The sequence below is a fragment of the Desulfotruncus arcticus DSM 17038 genome (genome assembly GCF_900113335.1).
In the GTDB taxonomy this organism is placed as follows: Bacteria; Bacillota; Desulfotomaculia; order Desulfotomaculales; family Desulfallaceae; genus Desulfotruncus; species Desulfotruncus arcticus.
The window spans coordinates 96,323-115,965 of sequence record NZ_FOOX01000001.1 but is presented as its reverse complement, the minus strand read 5'-3'; the positions used below and the strand labels follow the sequence as shown (position 1 = coordinate 115,965).

The 19,643-nt window shown below is 47.8% G+C and carries 19 protein-coding genes; all 19 read right to left on the bottom strand.

Features of this window, described 5'->3' with window-relative positions; genetic code table 11:
• Positions 1-121: 121 nt before the first annotated feature.
• On the bottom strand, positions 122-1,426 hold the full coding sequence (locus tag BM056_RS00560; RefSeq protein WP_165613311.1) for a pyrimidine-nucleoside phosphorylase: 1,305 nt from the start codon (positions 1,424-1,426) through the stop codon (positions 122-124).
• Between the two features lie 11 nt (positions 1,427-1,437).
• Positions 1,438-2,613, bottom strand: a complete 1,176-nt coding sequence (locus BM056_RS00555) for a phosphopentomutase (protein WP_092467657.1) — start codon at positions 2,611-2,613, stop codon at positions 1,438-1,440.
• 18 nt (positions 2,614-2,631) lie between these two features.
• Positions 2,632-3,534, bottom strand: coding sequence for a site-specific tyrosine recombinase XerD (gene xerD, locus BM056_RS00550; protein WP_092467655.1), 903 nt, complete (start codon positions 3,532-3,534; stop codon positions 2,632-2,634).
• A 368-nt stretch (positions 3,535-3,902) separates the two neighbouring features.
• Positions 3,903-4,535 (bottom strand): stage II sporulation protein M, encoded by a 633-nt coding sequence (gene spoIIM / locus BM056_RS00540; RefSeq protein ID WP_092467651.1) that lies wholly within the window; start codon positions 4,533-4,535, stop codon positions 3,903-3,905.
• A gap of 50 nt (positions 4,536-4,585) precedes the next feature.
• Positions 4,586-5,260 carry a hypothetical protein gene (locus BM056_RS00535; protein WP_092467649.1) on the bottom strand — a complete coding sequence of 225 codons (675 nt, stop codon included), beginning with the start codon at positions 5,258-5,260 and terminating at the stop codon, positions 4,586-4,588.
• Positions 5,261-5,464: 204 nt separating this feature from the next.
• The gene (locus tag BM056_RS00530; RefSeq protein WP_092467645.1) at positions 5,465-6,556 is read right to left on the bottom strand and encodes a DUF3866 family protein; all 1,092 of its coding nucleotides are present in this window, start codon (positions 6,554-6,556) and stop codon (positions 5,465-5,467) included.
• A 1-nt stretch (position 6,557) separates the two neighbouring features.
• A complete protein-coding gene (locus tag BM056_RS00525) occupies positions 6,558-7,682 on the bottom strand; it encodes a M20/M25/M40 family metallo-hydrolase (RefSeq protein WP_092467642.1) in 1,125 nt (374 codons plus the stop codon).
• 375 nt (positions 7,683-8,057) lie between these two features.
• Positions 8,058-8,603: a 2-oxoacid:ferredoxin oxidoreductase subunit gamma family protein gene (locus tag BM056_RS00520; RefSeq protein ID WP_092467640.1), complete on the bottom strand. Its 546-nt coding sequence runs from the start codon at positions 8,601-8,603 to the stop codon at positions 8,058-8,060.
• Positions 8,603-9,355 carry a thiamine pyrophosphate-dependent enzyme gene (locus BM056_RS00515; protein WP_207648109.1) on the bottom strand — a complete coding sequence of 251 codons (753 nt, stop codon included), beginning with the start codon at positions 9,353-9,355 and terminating at the stop codon, positions 8,603-8,605. The genes BM056_RS00520 and BM056_RS00515 overlap by 1 nt, the downstream gene beginning before the upstream one ends.
• Entirely contained in the window at positions 9,352-10,419 is a 1,068-nt protein-coding gene (locus tag BM056_RS00510) for a 3-methyl-2-oxobutanoate dehydrogenase subunit VorB (protein WP_092467637.1), read from the bottom strand. Before BM056_RS00510 ends, BM056_RS00515 begins: the two co-directional genes overlap by 4 nt.
• Entirely contained in the window at positions 10,412-10,639 is a 228-nt protein-coding gene (locus BM056_RS00505; RefSeq protein WP_092467635.1) for a 4Fe-4S binding protein, read from the bottom strand. The genes BM056_RS00510 and BM056_RS00505 overlap by 8 nt, the downstream gene beginning before the upstream one ends.
• A gap of 125 nt (positions 10,640-10,764) precedes the next feature.
• Entirely contained in the window at positions 10,765-11,448 is a 684-nt protein-coding gene (locus BM056_RS00500; protein ID WP_092468386.1) for a P-loop NTPase family protein, read from the bottom strand.
• A gap of 5 nt (positions 11,449-11,453) precedes the next feature.
• Positions 11,454-12,320 (bottom strand): MraY family glycosyltransferase, encoded by an 867-nt coding sequence (locus BM056_RS00495; protein WP_131820696.1) that lies wholly within the window; start codon positions 12,318-12,320, stop codon positions 11,454-11,456.
• 4 nt (positions 12,321-12,324) lie between these two features.
• Entirely contained in the window at positions 12,325-13,011 is a 687-nt protein-coding gene (locus BM056_RS00490; protein ID WP_092467631.1) for a glycosyltransferase family 2 protein, read from the bottom strand.
• A 1-nt stretch (position 13,012) separates the two neighbouring features.
• On the bottom strand, positions 13,013-13,897 hold the full coding sequence (locus BM056_RS00485) for a copper transporter (protein WP_092467629.1): 885 nt from the start codon (positions 13,895-13,897) through the stop codon (positions 13,013-13,015).
• Positions 13,898-13,908: 11 nt separating this feature from the next.
• Entirely contained in the window at positions 13,909-15,033 is a 1,125-nt protein-coding gene (steA, locus tag BM056_RS00480; RefSeq protein ID WP_092467627.1) for a putative cytokinetic ring protein SteA, read from the bottom strand.
• A gap of 256 nt (positions 15,034-15,289) precedes the next feature.
• The gene (gene spo0A / locus BM056_RS00475; protein WP_092467625.1) at positions 15,290-16,054 is read right to left on the bottom strand and encodes a sporulation transcription factor Spo0A; all 765 of its coding nucleotides are present in this window, start codon (positions 16,052-16,054) and stop codon (positions 15,290-15,292) included.
• Between the two features lie 141 nt (positions 16,055-16,195).
• Positions 16,196-17,539, bottom strand: coding sequence for a SpoIVB peptidase (gene spoIVB / locus BM056_RS00470; protein WP_274377504.1), 1,344 nt, complete (start codon positions 17,537-17,539; stop codon positions 16,196-16,198).
• Positions 17,540-17,927: 388 nt separating this feature from the next.
• Complete coding sequence (gene recN / locus BM056_RS00465) at positions 17,928-19,637, bottom strand: DNA repair protein RecN (RefSeq protein WP_092467622.1); 1,710 nt, start codon at positions 19,635-19,637, stop codon at positions 17,928-17,930.
• Positions 19,638-19,643 lie beyond the last annotated feature (6 nt).

Genomic DNA, 19,643 nt, shown 5'->3' with positions numbered 1-19,643 from the left:
TATGTGGAGGATAATGAAAGTTATACGGCAAATAAAAAATCGCGCTCAATCAGTTCCCTTAGCGCGCGATTTTTATACTTTTATCCTTAGTTCCGGCCATAAATTTGGCCGGATGCTTATATTACTCAATAGTTTCCCAAATTAGTTGAGCCTTTTCCGGACTATTCACAGTAATTGTAAAAGCAGATGCTGTAAGTTTGGTTATCGCATCCAGCGCGTCTTTCCGGTTGGTGTGCAAAACCGCCAGTTCCTCACCTTTTTTAACAAAGTCACCCGTCTTTTTTGTTAAAACCAGACCGGCCGCATGATCAATAAGGTCGTCCTTGGACGCCCGGCCGGCTCCCAGCAGCATGGCTGCCCTGCCCACCTGCATTGTATCAATGTCGGCAACATAGCCCCCTTCAGGGGCGGCAACAGAGCTTTGATACCTCGCCGCCGGCAGTTTTTCCGGACTGTCAATAACAGAAGCGTTACCACCTTGTGCTTCAATAAGCTGCTTAAATTTTTGCAAAGCCTTACCTTGATTGAGCAAGTCCTTCAGGCGCGCCCTGGCGCCGGCAGTGTCCCGGCTGACTCCCCCCAGCACCAGCATGTGTGACCCGAGAGTTAGGCACAATTCTCTTAAATCCCCCGGCCCCTCGCCTACTAACGTGGTCAGGGCTTCCTTAACCTCAAGGGCGTTGCCCACTGCGCGTCCCAAAGGCTGTCCCATCTCGGTCACCACTGCCACCATGCGGCGGTTAACCAGCTTTCCGATGGCAACCATAGCTTGGGCCAAGGACGCTGCATCCTGTCTGGTTTTCATGAATGCTCCGCTGCCGCATTTTACATCCAGCAATATAGCGTCTGCTCCCGAGGCAATTTTCTTGGAGGTTACACTGGATGCGATTAGCGGAATGCTGTCCACCGTGGCCGTTACGTCACGTAAAGCATATAGTTTTTTGTCCGCCGGTGTTATGATACCTGTTTGGGCCATCAGGGCGATACCGATATCTTTTACTTGTCTGATAAAATCTTCGGGCTGCAAGTTGACATTGAAGCCGGGGATTGATTCCAATTTATCAATTGTGCCCCCGGTGTGGCCCAAACCACGCCCGCTCATTTTGGCCACGGGCACCCCGGCGGAAGCAACCAGGGGGGCCAGCACCAGAGTGGTTTTATCACCCACCCCGCCGGTACTGTGCTTGTCCACTTTAATACCCGGTATTTGTTCCAGGTTGATTACCTCGCCTGAATTAACCATGGCCATAGTCAGGTCAGCGGTTTCCCGCCCGGTCATGCCCTTAAAATATATCGCCATCAACAGAGCCGAAACCTGGTAATCCGGTATGGTTCCGGCTGTATAACCCTGAATAAAGTAGTTTATTTCCTCCCGGGTAAGTTCCCTGCCGTTTCGTTTTTTGTAGATCAAGTCATACATTTGCATGATAAATCACCTTAAATTAAAATTTCCTCCAAGAAACACTCGCCCACCGGAAAAATCAAACCAAACAAACCAGCTATGGTAGCGCCGATATCACTAAAACTTGAACGGGTCCCAAGGTTTATTCCCCGCCGTAATTGCTTGCCGTAAACCAGCAGCGGGACGTACTCCCTGGAATGATCCGTGCTGGCGGTGGTGGGATCACAACCATGGTCGGCAGTTATCATCAGTACATCCTGAGGCTGCATGGCAGCTATAATTTCCGGCAGCCGCTGATCGAATTCTTCCAGCGCGGCGGCATAGCCCCGGAAATCATTCCGGTGCCCGTACTGCTGGTCGAAGTCCACCAGGTTGGTGAAGATAAGCCCTTTAAATTGTCTGCGGGCCAACTCCAGTGTTTTATCAACACCGTCCATGTTGCCAACGGTATGTACAGACTCAGTTACCCCCTCACCGGCAAAAATATCATTAATCTTGCCCACTGCGGCTACTTCCATATTGTTATCCTTTAAAAGATTCAGCACTGTCCGGGCTGGGGGTTTGAGCGAGAAATCGTGACGATTGGCAGTTCTGTTGAAGTTTCCCGGAGTTCCGACAAAAGGACGCGCGATTACCCTGCCCACTGCGTGTTTTCCGGTCAGCAGTTCCCTGGCAATTCCGCACATCCGGTAAAGCTCCTCCAACGGTATCACTTCTTCATGCGCAGCGATCTGAAAGACACTGTCGGCGGAAGTGTAAACTATGGGTTTGGCAGTTTGTATGTGCAATGGTCCAAGTTCATCAATTATAGCCGTTCCCGAAGCCGCTTTATTACCAAGTATATCTCGGCCGATTTGTTCTTTGAACGGTTCAATTATTTCCGGGGGAAACCCATCAGGATATACGGGAAAGGGGCGGTCCAGTATAATTCCGGACATTTCCCAATGTCCCGTGGTGGTATCTTTACCCGGTGAGCGTTCCGCCATCTTACCATAGCAGGCCTCCGGATGATCTACGGGGGGAACGCCTGCAATATCGGTCAGTAAACCCAGTCCCATTTTACCGAGATTAGGCAGGTTTAAGCCCCCAACCGCCCTGGAACAGTTGCCCAGCGTGTTGCTGCCCACATCCCCATACTTGTCCGCATCCGGAAGAAATCCAATGCCGGCGCTGTCCAATACGATCAGCAGCACTTTTTTATCAGATGACATGTCCAAACCTCCAACTGCTTACCCGTCAACTCTTTTTAGAGCCCTGGGGTGCGATTTATTAAACGCTTCCCTTAACCTGGTGTCGGTAAGGTGAGTATATATTTGCGTGGTTGTTATATCCGCATGTCCCAACATTTCTTGCACCGACCTCAGGTCGGCCCCGTTTTCCAGCAGATGTGTGGCAAAGGAATGCCGCAGGGTATGGGGCGTAATTTCCTTGATCCCTGCTTTACGGGCATGTTTTTTAATTATTTTCCAAAAACCCTGCCTGCTTAATCTTTTTCCCCGCATATTCAAGAAAAGGGCGTTTTCGGTACGGTTTGCCGTTATTTTGGCCCTTCCCCTGCTCAGGTATTCCAACAAGTATTTTTTCGCTATTGATCCCACCGGTATGATTCGTTCTTTAGAACCTTTACCGGTACAACGGACATAGCCGGACTCAAGATCAACATGCTCAACATTTAGAGAAATCAATTCGGAAACACGCATGCCGGTGGCATACATTAATTCCAGCATAGCCTTATCCCTTAGCCCGGCAGGGTTGCCGATGCGGGGCTGCTCCAGCAGCAATTCCACTTCGGACTGGTCAAGTACCCCGGGCAATTTTTTCCCGGAGCCGGGGGACTCCAAATTAGTGGTAGGGTCCCTGGCAAGTAACCCCTCGTCCAGCAGGAACCTGCAAAACACCTTTAAAGCAGCCATATGCCGGGCTATGGTGGCAGGAGAACGTCCTAATTTTTTTAATTCCAGCAAATAGTTTAATACCAGCACCCTGTCGATCCGGCGGACATCCAGCACCTGGCGATTAGCGCAAAACGCCATAAAATTTTTAAGGTCAAATTGATATGATTCAACGGTATTTTTAGCTAAACCCCGCTCGACTGCAAGATAATCCAAAAAAATTGCAATCTGCATTTCCATTGTTCCCGACCCCCGATTTAATTTTAAATTCAACATAACCCCAGATCTTTCCTTTGTATCTAACAAATATGTAACAAATAAAACAAAAAGCCCTGGTTTACATAAGACGCTATCATAATTCACTCGCATCTAATAACAACCGGGCTTAGTTTATGTATGTCACTTTGGTTGGGTGTTCCTCCACACCAAAGCCTTGACCCCTAAGAGGAGGTGTGTCCCCTTTCCTTACAGCGCTGTAAAGCTGAACAGAGAGTAAAAGTAAGATACAAAGAATTAGTATGAGTCTAATCAACAGCATAACTTTATCTTTTAATCTGGTTATGACAACAAAGAACATAAAACCTGCCTCCTGTTGCACTGCCAAAAAATTACCAACCGGCAAAAAGCGAGGCTGAATATTTGGTAAAACCCGGAGTTATATAGGCTTCGGTTAGAGCCGCTAAAACAAAAGCAGCCAATACGCCCGTCATAACCAGTGAATAGCTTAAAAATGCAGGCCAGATTATCGTTCTGGAATTAAAGAACCTTTTAATCAATAAGATAGAAAAAGAAAGCGAAGCCGTTCCGCCAATAATCATGGCCGGGATGTAAAATATATTGTGAGGCAGCATTGATAATAATATCACCAGAAATCCGTGCAATTCGTTATCCATAATTAAAAACCCTATACTGAAGCCTAGTATGAAACCGCGGAAAAAGATATAAGTTAAAACCAGGGGCAGGCAGATTATCGTCAGTCCCAGAATGTACATTACAACGACTACAATGATATTGTCATATAAAGCCCCTCTGGCAGCCTGCCCCTTTTCAATATCCAGTTCGGCCGCCTGGGATAAAAACGACTGCAGGTATTGATGCAATTCCTGGGCTTGGTCATCTTGAAGTGTATTGGCTCCCAGCGAACCTAATAATATACCTACGCTAAAAACTATAATTACGATTAGATACAGCGGCCAGCTCTTTTTAAGGGAGGCGGTCCAAATCCGGCGTAAATATTCCATATAACCGTTCCCCCTACAACCTGTCCATGGCTTTATTGGTAATTTATATGTCAGGCCAGCCGCTGATATTCTTCTAAAATAGCCTTGGTAATGTACTCAGCGGCCAGGATATCTTCCATGGAGTTACCACTGGCCGCGACAACCGTTATACCGGTGTTAAGCAAGTTTGCGTGTTTTATCGCCCGGGACGCCGCCGCCCGGGCCGGAGCGGAACCTTTTTTAGACATTGTTCTGGCTACAGTGCCTGTTAAAACAACCTGTGCCCCTGCTTGCACTGCTGCGTCATAGGCTACGCCGCCCGTTGATGTTGCGGCGATAACCACCTTATCGCGAAAGTCACATAGTCTGACGGTTTCGGCCCCGATATTGGGCAATACTGAACCAACCTTTGCCGCTGTCCGGGCCAGCCCGCCGCACAGCCTAGTTATTCCGCTTAATCTTTGCTCGTCCGAACCAACCCTGGGCTCGGCCACCAGGATCACCTCGGCCTCCTTTTTTTTTGCCAGGCGGCCTGCCAGCAAACCTACTTTTTCCGGGTTAATCGGCACCGGAGGCGCTGCGGCATCCGGCGCCGCACCGAACACGGCCAGAGCACCGGCATCCAGGGCGGCTTCCAGAGTAGTGGACATATCGATCACGTCAACGATTACCACCACATCCCCGTTTCTGGCAGCTTCTGCCGCACCACTGGCATTAATACCCAGTTTAACTGTGTTAATTTTCATGCGGGTCCCTCCGGAATATATTAACCTTCAACCGCATAATGTTTGGTATATATTGGTTGAAGGTTGGTGTGGTTATGCGTATTCTTATCTCTAGAAACTGTTTTTGCTACTGCGGCAAAATAGGCGATTTACAAAAACTATTACAAAGCTGGTCTCAATCCCGGCTAACTGTGAAGGACTTTTTAACTTCCTCTTTGCACTAGTCTAGTCTTTCCGTCCTACCGCCATTTTACCGGCATGGATGCCGGCGGCGCCTGCAGCCAGGAAAAATGCCGGGTCGTCCTGGATGGTCCGGCCCATTGATTTAACATTAATACTTTGTTGCTGTAATAATTCCAGCGCGGGGGCGCCGTCCTCCGTTGCCAGCCGATGCTTTTGATCCAACCCGGCCGCCTTGGCCTGTTCCCCAATAATCGCGGCAAGATGATGGGGCAACCGGGGGAACACTATGGTGCTCGGAGTTAGTGCAACGGAACCCAGTGCCGTAATCGTATGGTGACTGATTCCCCGGTGTCTTTCGCGCTGATCGGCAAAGCTGATCCGGGGGATGGCGACGGGTTCCCCGGCTAAGATATTTACAGCGTTAACTATTTCCCCCTGCTCCACTCCCGTAAACCCGAATTTCGAAGCTGAACCAACTATACCCGGCCCCATGGCCACAATCACCGCATCGGCTTTAGCAGCGGCCACGGCAGCCTGCAGTGCGGTATAGACGTTAATGGTTTCCCAGTCTCCGCCAAAGGCGTGCCCGCAGGTAATTGCAGCATCAATCAATCCCTTTTGTTTTAGCTCATAAACCAGCTCGCTCAGCCACAAGGGCAGCGCCGCCCCGTCCGTCATGATATAAACTATCCTGGCTTCTTGGCCCATAGCTGCTCTGATTCCCGCAGCGGCGGGAGCAAGCATGCTGTGCAAAGTCCCAATCACCACAGGTAAGCCGTCCAGTGATTCTGTCCGGTTGATCTTTTCCGCCACAGGGCTTTCGGGTTCTTCGGCAGCCAGCACTTTAACCTGCCCCGGAGTGTAGCGGAGCTTCATAATGTGGCCAGGCTCGTTCATTTCCTTTTCCGGGGAAGTCAAGTTGGCCATTACAAAATGTGCGCCGCCGGTGCCCAGGTTTTTGGCCACCGCCGTCGTATTAAGCAATACCCCGTCGCCCTCAGCCACCGGCCCGGTTATGGCATCATAATTATAGGCCCTGCCCGTGCTTTCACCTGGTATTTCCACCAAAACAGCTGTTATTCCCGGACGCCGGGATAGAATTGTTTGGACTGTCCCCCGCCTGATTCTGATCACATTAAAGCTCCTTTTCCGCCGCTTCCCTGATGATGGCCAGAACATATTCCGCATCTTTAACCAGGTCGTCAACCGCAATATATTCTTCGGTAGTATGAACTTTTTTCATGGCGATGCCCAGGTTTACGGAAGGGATACCGTTTTGATTTAATATATGAGTGTCACTGCCGCCGCCGGTGCCTTTGATTTCCGGCTTCAGCCCGATATTTAACGCGGCTTTTTGAGCCAACTGCACAACCGGCTCGCTTTCCGGCACGAACATAGCCGGGTATATTGTTTCAATTTTTATCTGCACCGTTGTTCCCGCGTCATGTGCGGCTTTTTCCAGCGCAGCACAGATGGCTTTGGTTTGGTTGATCCTTTTTTGCTCGTTTAAGCTTCTGGTTTCCCCCTGCAGCATTACCCTGTCCGGAACTATGTTGACTGCTTTACCGCCGGTGATGATACCTAAATTGGCGGTGGTTTCCTCATCAATCCTGCCGAGTGTCATGACCGCCACAGCCTTGGAGGCAATTTGAATCGCATTGATCCCGTCTTCCGGATTAATCCCCGCATGGGCTGCCCGCCCATATATTTCAGCCACAATTTTATCCTGCGACGGGCCCTGGTTAACAATAGTGCCGGCGTGGCCATCCGTATCCAGCACAAACCCCATCTTTGCTTCAAGCCCTGCATAATCCAACGCTTTAGCTCCGGAAAGCCCGGTTTCCTCACACACGGTAAACACCAGCTCCAGGTCACCGTGTTTTAATCCTTTTTCTTTTAGTATCCGTATAGCTTCCAGGATAACGGCAATCCCGGCCTTGTCATCGGAACCCAGCACCGTATCGCCGGCGGAACGGATAACTCCGTTTTCTTCAACCGGTTTGATTCCCATGCCGGGAGTAACCGTATCCATGTGCGCACAGAATAAAACCGGCAGTGCTTCAACATTTCCTTTTAATCTGGCAATAATGTTGCCGGTTTCAGTGCCAATTGCCTTTGCTGCTTCGTCTATCACTACCTCAAAACCCAAAGCTTCAAGTTTTTGTTGCAGCAGCGCGGCCATCCGCCCTTCCCGGCCGCTCTCACTGCCCACCTGGACTAATTCCTTAAATTCGGCCACTAATCGTTCCTTATTGATCAAACGAAAACCACATCCTTTGAGTATTCAGAATTCAGGAGTCAGGAGTCAGAATTAAAAACAGTATTGGACGATTAACCGTTCTCTTGTGCTAAATCCCTGATATTTTCCGGTTTTTCATTCTGAATTCTGAATACTGACTCCTGTCTCCTCTTTATAATATAATAACCGCCTATTCCCTTGTTGTAAAACAGGAACGGCGGTTATGATATGTTTTTGCTTATATTTTTTACAGCTATGGATAATGTCATTGCGAGCGCAGCGTGGCAATCTCGGACCCTTAAGTGTGACCCCAAAGATAAGTAGTATCCCATAACAATGTAGCGAAGCCATGGGGACGACTTTTTTTCATTCTGACTCCTGTCTCCTGACTTCTGACTACTTATTTTTAATGGCCAATTCTCTGCCTTTTTCCAGGGCGTCACGGTTGAGTGGAATTAAGTTGTGCCGTTTGGGGGGCAGCACGTCCTTCAATGCCTCCAGCACGGAATCGGTAGATACTACACCGGTCAGTTCCAGTAAAACGCCAAGGATAATATTATTGGCTACTTTGCCGCTGCCCAGTTCTTCGGCCAGATCATTGGCAGGCACGTAGACAGTGCGTACATCAGTGCGCTTGGTTTTAATATCTATGAGCGAGCTATTGACGAGAATCAATCCTCCTGGCACTACCGCGGGCTCAAACTTTTCCAAAGACGGCCTGTTCATGGCAATAAGTACGGTAGGCTCACTTACCACCGGCGAGCTGATGGGCTGGTCGGAAACAGTGACCCCGCAGTTGGCTGTGCCGCCGCGCATTTCCGGACCGTACGAGGGTATCCAGGCCACGTGTTTGTTCTCTTTCATTCCGGCATAAGCCAGCAGTTGACCCGTTGAGAGCACACCCTGACCACCAAAACCAGCTATTAAAACACCTTCAAACATTATGGTTGCACCTCCGTTGCCGGAGTTTTGTATTCACCCAGCGGGTAATAGGGAATCATTTTATCATCCACCCATTTAAGCGCTTCAAGGGGCGACAGCCCCCAGTTGGTGGGGCAGGCGCTAAGCACCTCCACCAGTGTAAACCCGGCTCCGCTCATCTGAACGTCAAACGCTTTCCGAATGGCCTTTTTGGCCGCCATTACATTCTTGGGGCTGTTTACCGCGACTCTGGCCAGGTAGGCGCTGCCGTCCAGCGGGGCCAGCATTTCACAAACCTTAACCGGCATACCGTTGGCGGCAGCGTCACGCCCAAAGGGTGTGGTGGTGGTTTTCTGGCCCAATAAGGTGGTGGGCGCCATCTGACCGCCGGTCATGGCGTATACGGCATTGTTAATGAAAATAACAGTTATTCTTTCTCCCCTGGCAGCGGCGTGGACCAGTTCTCCGGTACCAATGGCCGCCGCGTCCCCGTCACCCTGGTAGGTAAATACCAAACGATCCGGCAGAACTCTTTTAATCCCCGTTGCCACCGCGGGTGCCCTTCCGTGGGCTGCCTGGTACATGTCAAAGTCCATGTAATTGTATATAAATACGGAACAACCAACCGGGGCCACACCCAGCGCCCGCTCGTAGATGTCCATTTCATCAATTACTTCAGCAACCAGCCTGTGCACAATACCATGGGTGCAGCCGGGGCAATAATGCATCGGCATGTCTTTTAACGATTCCGGCCTGGTAAAAACTGTTTTCACTTCGCTGCACCCCCATCGTAAAGTTTTCTAATTTCGTTAAGAATATCTCTGGCCACCGGCAGCATACCGCCTACCCGGCCGTAAAAATGCACCGGCTTGGCATCGTTGGTGGCAAGGCGCACATCCTCAATCATTTGACCCATATTCATTTCCACAACCAAAAAATTATTTGCTGTTTCCTTAACCCTGGCAAAAACATCATTGGGGAACGGCCAGACAGTAAGAGGTCTGATCAGTCCCACCGCCATGCCCTCTTCCCTGGCGCTGTCAACCGCCGCCTTGCATATCCTGGCGCTGGTGCCGAACGCCACAACCACCATTTTGGCATCTTCCAGCCGGTATTCTTCCCACCGCTGCTCTTCGCGGGCTATGATGGCGTACTTTTCACCTAATTTAATATTATGCTTTTCGCAATCTTCCGGAACAATATATAATGAATTAATTAACCGTTTGGGGCCACCTTTTTTACGCCCGGTTGCAGCCCAAGGACGGTCCGGTACGGTAATTTCCTGTTCTTCTCCCAGTTCAACCGGCTCCATCATTTGTCCCAGAACTCCGTCGGCCAGCAGCATAACGGGGTTGCGGTATTTATCCGCCAGGTCGAAGGCATCCTTCATCAAATCAATAATCTCCTGCACGGAAGCAGGGGCCAGGCAAATCAATCTGTAATCTCCATGGCCACCGCCTTTAACGGCCTGGAAGTAGTCGGACTGGGCCGGGGCAATATTACCAAGGCCGGGGCCGCCACGGATCATATTAACAATAACACAGGGCAGCTCGGCGCCGGCAATATAAGATATACCTTCCTGCATCAAGCTGATTCCCGGTCCCGAAGATGAAGTCATAACCCGGGCCCCTGCTCCGGCAGCGCCGAACACCATATTAGCCGCGGCAGTCTCGCTTTCGGACTGCAGGTATGTTCCTCCGACTTCCGGCATTCTTTTAGCCAGATAATGGGGCAGTTCGCTTTGGGGAGTAATGGGGTAACCAAAAAAATAACGGCAACCGGCCCTTACGGCTCCCTCACCAATGGCTTCATTGCCTTTCATCAACATTTTAGCCAACTTTTTTTTCCTCCCTTGCCACTTCGATAACCAGGTCCGGGCACATGATCGCACACAGTGCGCAGCCGGTACATTTCTCCTGATCTTCTACGATCGCCGGGTGAAATCCCATCACATTAATGTGATCCGCCATTTTGATAATTTGCTTGGGACAAACTGAAGCACATAATTTACACCCCTTGCAACGATCTTCGCGGAAAGTAACTTGCGCTCGCGCCAAGGCAATTCCTCCTTATTATATAAAGTATACAGAAGTCAGAAGTCAGGAGTCAGAATTCACCAATCCCCTAAGTCGATTTTTTATTCTGACTACTGACTTCTGAATTCTGACTCCTAAAAATTGATCTATCCCCGCAGCCATGGGGGCAGTACATGCAATTTAAGAGGGAATAAATTTTCCCGGGGCAACCTTTGGGCCAATTCTGCTGCGAGCTCATTTCTAACAGCCATAAAAGCAACAGGCACGTTAAGCCTGCTTGCAGCCTCTGTCACAATGCTATGGCCTGCCTCGATTGTGGCAATGTCAGTGCCTGATCCCAGGTTAGTATTGCTGACCAAGCCGGTGGCTTCCAGGCGCGAGGCCTTTTCCACCGATTTCAGCACTTGCATAATGCCTTCCACAGTCCTGGTGAATGGACGGCAGGTATTTACCACAAAAAGCATCTCATAAGAACCGTTAGGGAGGTAGGGTTTAAACCTTCCCAGTGCGGTGGCGCCAATCTCATCGCCACCCACATCTAAAACACCCTTGATCCCCTCATCCTCCAGGATACCCAGTATCGCAGACGGCAGGGCCGGAACATCGGCACCCGCCAGTTCACCCGCCGGGGCCACTACTTTAAGGCCGTTTTGCTCCAGGTAATCCCTGAACACTCTGGTCCTAAAATAGGGGTTTACTATATCAAGGTCGACTATGCCCACCCGGTCATGCTCTTCTTTAAGCCGCAGGGCATAATTAATGGCCAGCTCAGTCTTCCCGCTGCCTATGTTGCCAACAAAAATGGTAATTTTTTCTTTTAATCTGCGCATATCTCTTAATTTCGACATCTGTTTCCCGAATCCTTCTCCCGTCCCAGCATGTCCAGGTAGTTGAGAAACACGTTTCCTGAGATAATGCTGGTTAAGGAATATCTTTCGGTAATAATGTGGATTAAAACAAGCACTGCCAGGTACAAGATTCTAAAATAGCCATCCAATACTGCTGCGGCAGTAACGCCTACAACCATACCCAGAGTATTGGACCCGGCGTCTCCCATCATGGCCCTCGCTTTAAGGTCCGCCCCCAGGTAAGCCAGTACACTGCCCAGAATAATCGCCGCCATTACAGCCTCCGGCCTACCCAATGCCGGCGGCATGATAACAATACAGGCCAAAATAAATATTTTGCCCGCCCGACCGGGACGCAAATCAAATAAATTTACCAGATTAATCGAAAGAGCAATGATTAATGAACTGTCTATGATCCTAAGCCAATTACCCGGATATAGCTGAACTGCAACAATAATCGCAATTAAACCGCCGCCAATGGCTTTAACAGCGCCCGTAGTCAGCCGTCCGGACAATAGTGCTTTGAAGTGGCCGAGCAAACCGGTTGCGTCCCTGGTTCCCCAAAAATCGTCAATCAGGCCAAGGCAAGTTGCTCCGCCAATAGAAAATAAAAAAACCAGGGCCAGGCTGCGCAGGTTTTGAGGCCAAAATACAATCAACAGCGTTACTGTAATTAGCGCAGAAACAAAAAAAATAATACCCGCGCCAAGTGGTATTGCTTCGCCCCGGTAATTAGGGCGGACAAAACCGGCCGCTGTGATCATGCGCAGTAACTTTTCCCTGATGGCGTAAGTAACACAGAAAGATATCAATAGCCCCGCCGGCAAAGAAAGTGTCTCCAATAGCCAGTTCACAATTTCACCTCAATACAGGCTTCTTAAAAGACATGATCCTGGCTAAAACAAGGATGATGTGCCAGAACTGCCTTCCCCGGTGTATAAATCCCTTTAAGTCACGCCCCGTTTCGGCATGCGTCATGGCGCAGGGAACCTCCAGGACCCGAAAACCGGCTCTGGCAGTTCGAATAGTTAAACCGACTTCTACACCGTAACCCGACGCAAAGGGAATAACCCTTTCCAGCACCTTACGGGTCATGGCGCGCTGCCCGGAAAGAGGGCTTTTCATTTCCAGCCCGGTATTTAATTTAATACCCAGACGGGCCAAGCCCTTGACCAAACCAAAGCCACCCTTGCGAAGCGCCGGTGGAAACTGGGCCACGGTCATATCGGCCCGTCCTGACAGCACAGGCCGAAGAAGTCGGCCGGCCTCCCGGGCGGAAGTGCCTAAATCCCCATCCAGTATCAGATAAATGTCAGCCGCTGCCGCTGCCACGCCTTTATTCAGCGCCGCGCCTTTGCCCATATTGCGCTCAAGGCTGATAACCCTGGCTCCCGCCGCCGCAGCTAGATCAGCAGTTCCGTCGCCGGAACAGTCATTAACAACAATAATCTCGTTAATTTCCGGTATTGACGCAAGCGAGGCCACCGTATCAGTTATATACCTCGCCTCGTTATACGCCGGAATAATCGCCGTTACTCTGGTCAAATCACTTTACCTCCTGTTTTTGCATATCAGGTAAAAGCTTTTGGGCAGTTGGCTTAATACCATAATTACCCGGCTGCCCGCCAAGGACTAACACCATCGCCAACCGGCCAGGCGCGCTGTCGATATCGTCTATCGTACTAATATGCTTGCGCTGGTATTCTTTCATTAAAGAGAACGAAACATCCGTTTCTTCAACGCCAACAACCTGAATGTTTAATTCTTTAAAGTAATCAATTAAAGCTAAGTCAATCTGCATATTGCGCGCTTCAGGCTTATAGCCTCCGCCAATAATAATGACACCGTCAACCGGTATACCAAATTCTCCGGTGAACTGCAAAATCTTTTTATCAACAAGACTATTTACAATAGAATCTTTTTCTCCGTCAATGACCCCTACCGCAATTTCCGTACCAAGTTTACCGAGGTACTCATCATCACTCAGGTCGGGCCAAAGCTCCAATTCTTCACGCAGAACATTAAGAGCTTTTGGCTCATCGTAAAAATCATTAATCGAAGTAACTGAACTGACCGTTCCCCCTGCATCTTCAATAACCTCGGTAATTTCAGGGGGAAAACCGGAGCCATTCAACTCAATTACGGCAAAGGTTTTATCAGCCAGTCTGCCATCTACCAGCAATGGCAGTGTCTGATCTTCATACTGTTTGTTGATGTTGGCATCCAGTTGCAAGGCATTAGACCGGGCGGTAACATCCTCATTGGTCTTTCTAAGTGCCTCCAACTGGCTTTCCAGATTGTTGGTAACCTGTTTTTGAGATTCAACCAGCGTAGTATTCCCAAGCAGCGTACTGCCAATTAAGATCCCTATGCCCAGGGCTAAAAATACAGCCACAAGAGACGCTATGTGATATTTATAATCTACTATCATCATGTCCCACCTTAAATGCCAACCAGCAGTTTAAATTGTATGTACAGTAAGCGCAGCAGCTCTCTGGTAGCCGGGGCAATAACCGCAATAGCTGCTACCGGCACCAGCGCCGCGGCAAAAATTGGTGCCAGGTGTTTGGCCTGGGGTTTGCTTTTGTAAAGTCTGCTGACCCCTTTGGCGTCCACCAGGATTGAACCAACTTTAGCCCTAACCAGAAAGGTACTGGACATACCCTTGCGCCCTTTTTCCAGAAAGTCGATCATGTTGGAATGAGTGCCTACAGCTACAATTAGTTCAGCCTCATTATCGTATGCCAGGAGCATGGCAATATCTTCACTGGTACCGGGCGCAGCGTAACTCGCCGCTGTCAAGCCAAGCTCATTTAGCCTGGCCATCCCGGGAGCCCTGCCATCGGGGTAAGCATGTACAACCAGCTCTGCACCACTGAGGAGCATTTTATCGCTTACGCTGTCCATATCCCCCACGATTATATCGGGCTGCAGGCCAAACTCTGTCAGGGCGTCAGCGCCACCGTCCACTCCTATTAATACCGGTTTGACATCATCAATATATGATTTTATTGCTTTTAAATCTTCTTTGTAATTTTTTCCCCGTACTACAATTAGCGCGTGTTTTCTTTTGAAAACAGTTTTAATTTCGGGCGCTTTGTACTGGCCGCAAATCAGGCCGATTTCATTTTTGGCATAATCCATGGTGTTTTGCACAAAGCCTGACAGCACATCCTCCAAATTAGATCTGGCTGCTTCCATTCTTTCCTGAATATAACCCTCGTCCAATTCACGGCCCGTGGCTAAAATTTTTCCCGCCCCAAAAACTTGTCCATACCTGAGCTCTAATTCTACACCCTCGGTTACCTTTTGAAACAGATCGGCCCCGGGGCAGTCTATCAGCTTAATTCCTGCTTTAACCAGTAACAGTGGACCGCTATTGGGATATGCTTTACTCATCGAATGGGCAACATTGATAACGGCTTTAACCCGTGCATCCAGCAGAGAATTTACCGCAACCTCATCCAAGTCGGCGTGATCAATGATGGCTATGTCTCCCGGGTTTAATCTTTTAACCAGGTTTTTGGTTTTTTTATCTAAACGGGCTATACCCTTGATATGTTTCAAAATATCACCGCCCTTAACTTAGTTATTTTACAGTTTTTGCTTGTTGCCGTCAAGTTTATTTATGAGTCGGATTTTATTATATAAATGCACAAAAACCCCATTAAATTAATCAGGTAAGTTCCTCTAATATATGCTAACAAAATGAAAAAGGCAGTTCCGGAAGGTAAAATCCGGTCCTGCCTTTTTTTCCCTTTTATGTGCGTGGTCCCAGTTACCGATTACATTTTGGTAATGTGTACAGGGTCAGGCCCAACATTTAACTTACTTTAGCTTCAATCCTGAGCTTGTCCGCCACCATGGCGATGAACTCGGAATTGGTGGGCTTGCCGCGTTCGAGGTTGATGGTGTAGCCAAAAAACTTGGTCATCATTTCAACATTGCCGCGGTCCCAGGCCAGTTCAATAGCGTGTCTGATGGCCCTTTCAACCCGGCTGGGGGTTGTCTGATATTTATGAGCTATCATGGGGTAGAGTTCCTTGGTTACGGCGCCAAGCAGATTAACATCTTCAATAACTTTTAATATAGAATCTCTAAGATAGTGATAGCCCTTAATATGAGCCGGCACTCCCATTTCATGTATGATATTTGTAACTGAAACGTCTAGATTTTTAGGTTTTGACACTGAAATATATTGTGAAACTCTTAAACCACCGGCCAGCTGACGAATCCTGTTAGCCAATACGGTAAAATCAAATGGCTTTAATATATAGTAGTCAGCTCCCAGTTCTACAGCGCGCTGGGTTATACTTTCCTGGCCAAATGCAGTGAGCATGATAACTTTTGGTTTTTCCCTGGTGGCTTCACTAAGTTTTTCTAAAACTCCTATACCATCCAGGTGGGGCATGATTACATCGAGAACCAGAACATCGGGAGACTTCTCTTTGATTAATTCCAGTGCCTCCATGCCGTTAAAAGCAATACCCGTTAATTCAAAATCTTCTTGTTGCTGCAGAAATTCTTTCAATAATTCGCAAAAATCTTTGTTGTCATCTGCAATTAATATTTTAATAGCCTTTCTCATGAAAATTCCCGCCTCCTAAGAGTTATATCTTTTTCTATATTACTACTTTTCGACGTAGAGGAGGGAATACCTTTAATGTTTTTTAACTTTTTTGTTAATATTTTACTTTTTTATTGATCTTAAATAGCGTTTAAGTAGTATTTATCCAGCTTTCTTTTGTAATTGCTCGATGTTAATCAAATTTGCTTCTTTTAACATATTTTCAGCCAATACCCCGTAACCCCTTGTCGGATCGTTGATAAAAACATGAGTAACCGCACCCACCAGCTTGCCGTCCTGTAATATCGGGCTTCCGCTCATCCCTTGAATTATCCCGCCAGTACGTTGTATCAGCTCCGGGTCGGTAACCTGCAGAACCAGTCCTTTACTCTGGTTGCCAGGTAACACCTGGGCTATCTCGATATCGAAGCTTTGTATTTTATTATCATCAAGAACTGTAAGTATTTGGGCCGGGCCACGTTTAACCTGATAAGTGAGTGCAACAGCAACCGGCTTGCCGTAAATAGGATTTTTTAGCCCTTTCTCCAGTTCACCAAAGATACCATACTTGGTGTTTTTGCTGATATCGCCAATAATATCACTCTTACCTTTAAAAACCCCCAGTTTTTCACCGGGTTCGCCTTTTTTACCGGGATGAAGGCCTTTTATTGAAGCTTCAACAATTTTTCCATCCCGGGGATTAATAATACTTTTTCCACTATAATCAGTGATAATGTGTCCCAGGGCTCCGTAAACGCGGCTGTCGGGATCATAAAAAGTTATGGTTCCCACACCGGCAGCGCTGTCTTTGACAAATAATCCAACGCGGTAACGGCCTGTTTCGTCGCATAATATTGGATTTATCCGGAGGTTTTTCACTTCATTTCCATGTTTGACTAATAAATTAACATCTTTTCCCTGCCTGCCACATTTATCAATTAAATTTTGCAGCTGGTTTTCACCTGTCACTTCTTTACCATTAAGTTTCAATATTAAATCACCTACGGAAATACCTGCCTCCCTGGCGGGAAAAATCTTTTTGCCGCCTTGGTCAATAGCAGCCTCTCCGACAACCATAACACCTTCAGAATGAAGCAGAACTCCAATTGACTGCCCGCCGGGTATAACTTTAACCGGAGAAACAACATCCACCAGCATATGGTGGATCGGGATCAAGCCAAAAAGTTTAAACTGCAGGTCCAGCATGCCCGGTTTTGCGGCCACCGGCAGTGCGCTGCCGGGCTTGATAATTAAATCCTGATAGTTATTACCACCTATTGAAAGCAGGTTTGAAGAGGAATGCATGTGCAGACTGACATTTTTTTTAATCATCCCGGGAAGTTCCATGCCGGCAAAAATATTATCACCGGTTTTAATATACTGTCGCGCGGGTAATAAATTATGCCAATATGAATTTACAGTCATTAAACACATAAAAAAAACAAATACTAAAATAAATGCTGTTATAGAGCGAAATCCGCTGCTGCTTTTATTGCTGCGTCTCAGGGCGGCCTACCTCCTTTTTATAAAATTTTTTTCTATAGTTAAATTGGCCTCGCAGCGATTCAATTATTCCGCCCTGTTGTGCCGCACATTGGTATTTGCCCGTTTGAAGCGGGACGCTTTGGACCTGTAACATATTAGAAGTTGGAGATTGGATAGGAGTCAGAATTCAGGAGTCAGAATATTAAAGGACGATAAACCGTTCTCTTATGCTACTTCTGACTCCTGATTAGTAACGATTAAATTAAAGGTTTATTCCAAAAGAAAAAGAGCCTTTGTTTGAAGGCTCCTTCAAAAATATTTAATTAGTTTTTTGGTTATTCAGATATTCAGTATTACTAATTTAGTATTCAGGGGGGTTATTACATTCCATTTGAAATGTACTCCAAAATTATTCTGACTCCTGGCTCCTGACTCCTGACTCCTTTTTCCTTATTTTCTTGACGAATTCAATCAGGTTTTCGGATGTGCTGTCTCCACCAAGCATGCGGCTTAATTCGTTGATTCGTTCATCATCATCCAACCGCTTGATTGTTGTTGTGGTTTTTTTATCTCCAACCAATTTTTCAATTAAATAATGGGTTGAAGCATAAGCTGCAATTACCGCTGAGTGCGTAACACATAAAACCTGTTTTTTCAGCGCCAATTTGTCCAGCTTTTCGGCTACAGATCGCAGTGTCCTTCCGCCAATACCCGCGTCAACCTCATCAAAAACCAGGGTTGCCAGATCATCATTGCCGGCCAGAATGGATTTTAAGGCCAGCATCACCCGGGACAATTCCCCCCCGGAGGCAATTTTAGCCAGGGGCTTTAGAGGTTCGCCGGGGTTGGGCGAAATCATAAATTCAATTTTATTTATACCACCTGGTCCCGGTGCCCCGGGAAAGAAACCAATATCAAACTGCACTCCTGCCATTTCCAGTTCAGACAACTCAGCTTCTACTTCCTTTTTTAATCTTTCCGCAACTTTCTCTCTGAGCTTTTCCATTTTATTTGCTGTTGCAAAATAGCTATTTTGGCTGGTCTCAACCAGTTTTTCAATACCGGTTGCGTCAATATCAAGTTCATCAAGCTGCTCCAATTCTGCAGCTAAGGAATTGCGGTATTGTACAATATCTTCAATGGTATCTCCATATTTCTTTTTCAATCGTTCAATTTGCGAGAGCCTTTCCTCCAGGTAATTTAGCTCGCGAGGGTCCATTTCTATGTTTTCGCGGTATGAGGAAAGCTCCCTGGCGGCATCTTCCACCAGGCAAAGTGCTGTTTGGATATTTTCGAAGATACTTGCCGTATCCGGCAGATAACGGACTAACTCCTCCAGCTCAGTTTGGGAATTTCCCAGCAAATCAACCACAGCCTGGCTCATACCGTCGCCGCTGTGTATTTTTTTCAATATCCCTTCCGTCAGCAAGCCGATCTTTTCAGCATTGGCCAACAAATTGCGGCGGCGGTTTAATTGATTCTCGTCTTCGCCAGCAAGTTTGGCCGCCTCGATCTCTTCCAACTGGTACTTGATCGTATCCCTGCGCTGCTGTCTTTCCCGGCTGCCGCCAATAATATCGTCCTTACGTTTAATATTATTTTGCCATTCACGATAGGTACGCGCCGTTTCTTTTACCAGCACTTCCAGGTCGTACCCGCCAAACCCGTCCAGCAGCAATACCTGTTTGTCATTTTGCAGCAATGATTGCTGGTCATGCTGCCCGTGCAGGTCTGCCAGCAGCCCGCCGATTTCTCTAAATACACTTAAATTCACTATACGACCGTTAATTCGGCAAATGTTTCTGCCCTGACGGTTAATTTCTCTGCTTAGCGCCAGCATAAGGTCATCGGCGGCATCGGGCTGCAGGCCGTACTCTTCAAGTCTGGCCAGGACACCGCTAAGGCTGTTAATGTCAAACAATGACTGCACCACTGCCCGTTCCCGCCCGGTTCTGATCATGTCGGATTGAATTCTAAAACCCAGAGAAGCCTTAAGCGCATCAAGAATAACCGATTTACCTGCGCCGGTTTCACCGGTTAAAACATTTAACCCGCCACTAAATTCAATTTCGGCACTGTCAATAAGACCAAAATCCTGAATATAAAGTGCTATTAACACTCGTGA

Excerpts from the sequence above, each read along its gene's own strand:
- BM056_RS00560 (WP_165613311.1), bottom strand. The coding sequence starts at position 1,426 with ATGCAAATGTATGACTTGATCTACAAAAAACGAAACGGCAGGGAACTT.
- BM056_RS00555 (WP_092467657.1), bottom strand. The coding sequence starts at position 2,613 with ATGTCATCTGATAAAAAAGTGCTGCTGATCGTATTGGACAGCGCCGGC.
- xerD (WP_092467655.1), bottom strand. The coding sequence starts at position 3,534 with ATGGAAATGCAGATTGCAATTTTTTTGGATTATCTTGCAGTCGAGCGG.
- spoIIM (WP_092467651.1), bottom strand. The coding sequence starts at position 4,535 with ATGGAATATTTACGCCGGATTTGGACCGCCTCCCTTAAAAAGAGCTGG.
- BM056_RS00535 (WP_092467649.1), bottom strand. The coding sequence starts at position 5,260 with ATGAAAATTAACACAGTTAAACTGGGTATTAATGCCAGTGGTGCGGCA.
- BM056_RS00520 (WP_092467640.1), bottom strand. The coding sequence starts at position 8,603 with ATGTTTGAAGGTGTTTTAATAGCTGGTTTTGGTGGTCAGGGTGTGCTC.
- BM056_RS00500 (WP_092468386.1), bottom strand. The coding sequence starts at position 11,448 with ATGCGCAGATTAAAAGAAAAAATTACCATTTTTGTTGGCAACATAGGC.
- BM056_RS00485 (WP_092467629.1), bottom strand. The coding sequence starts at position 13,897 with ATGATAGTAGATTATAAATATCACATAGCGTCTCTTGTGGCTGTATTT.
- spo0A (WP_092467625.1), bottom strand. The coding sequence starts at position 16,054 with ATGAGAAAGGCTATTAAAATATTAATTGCAGATGACAACAAAGATTTT.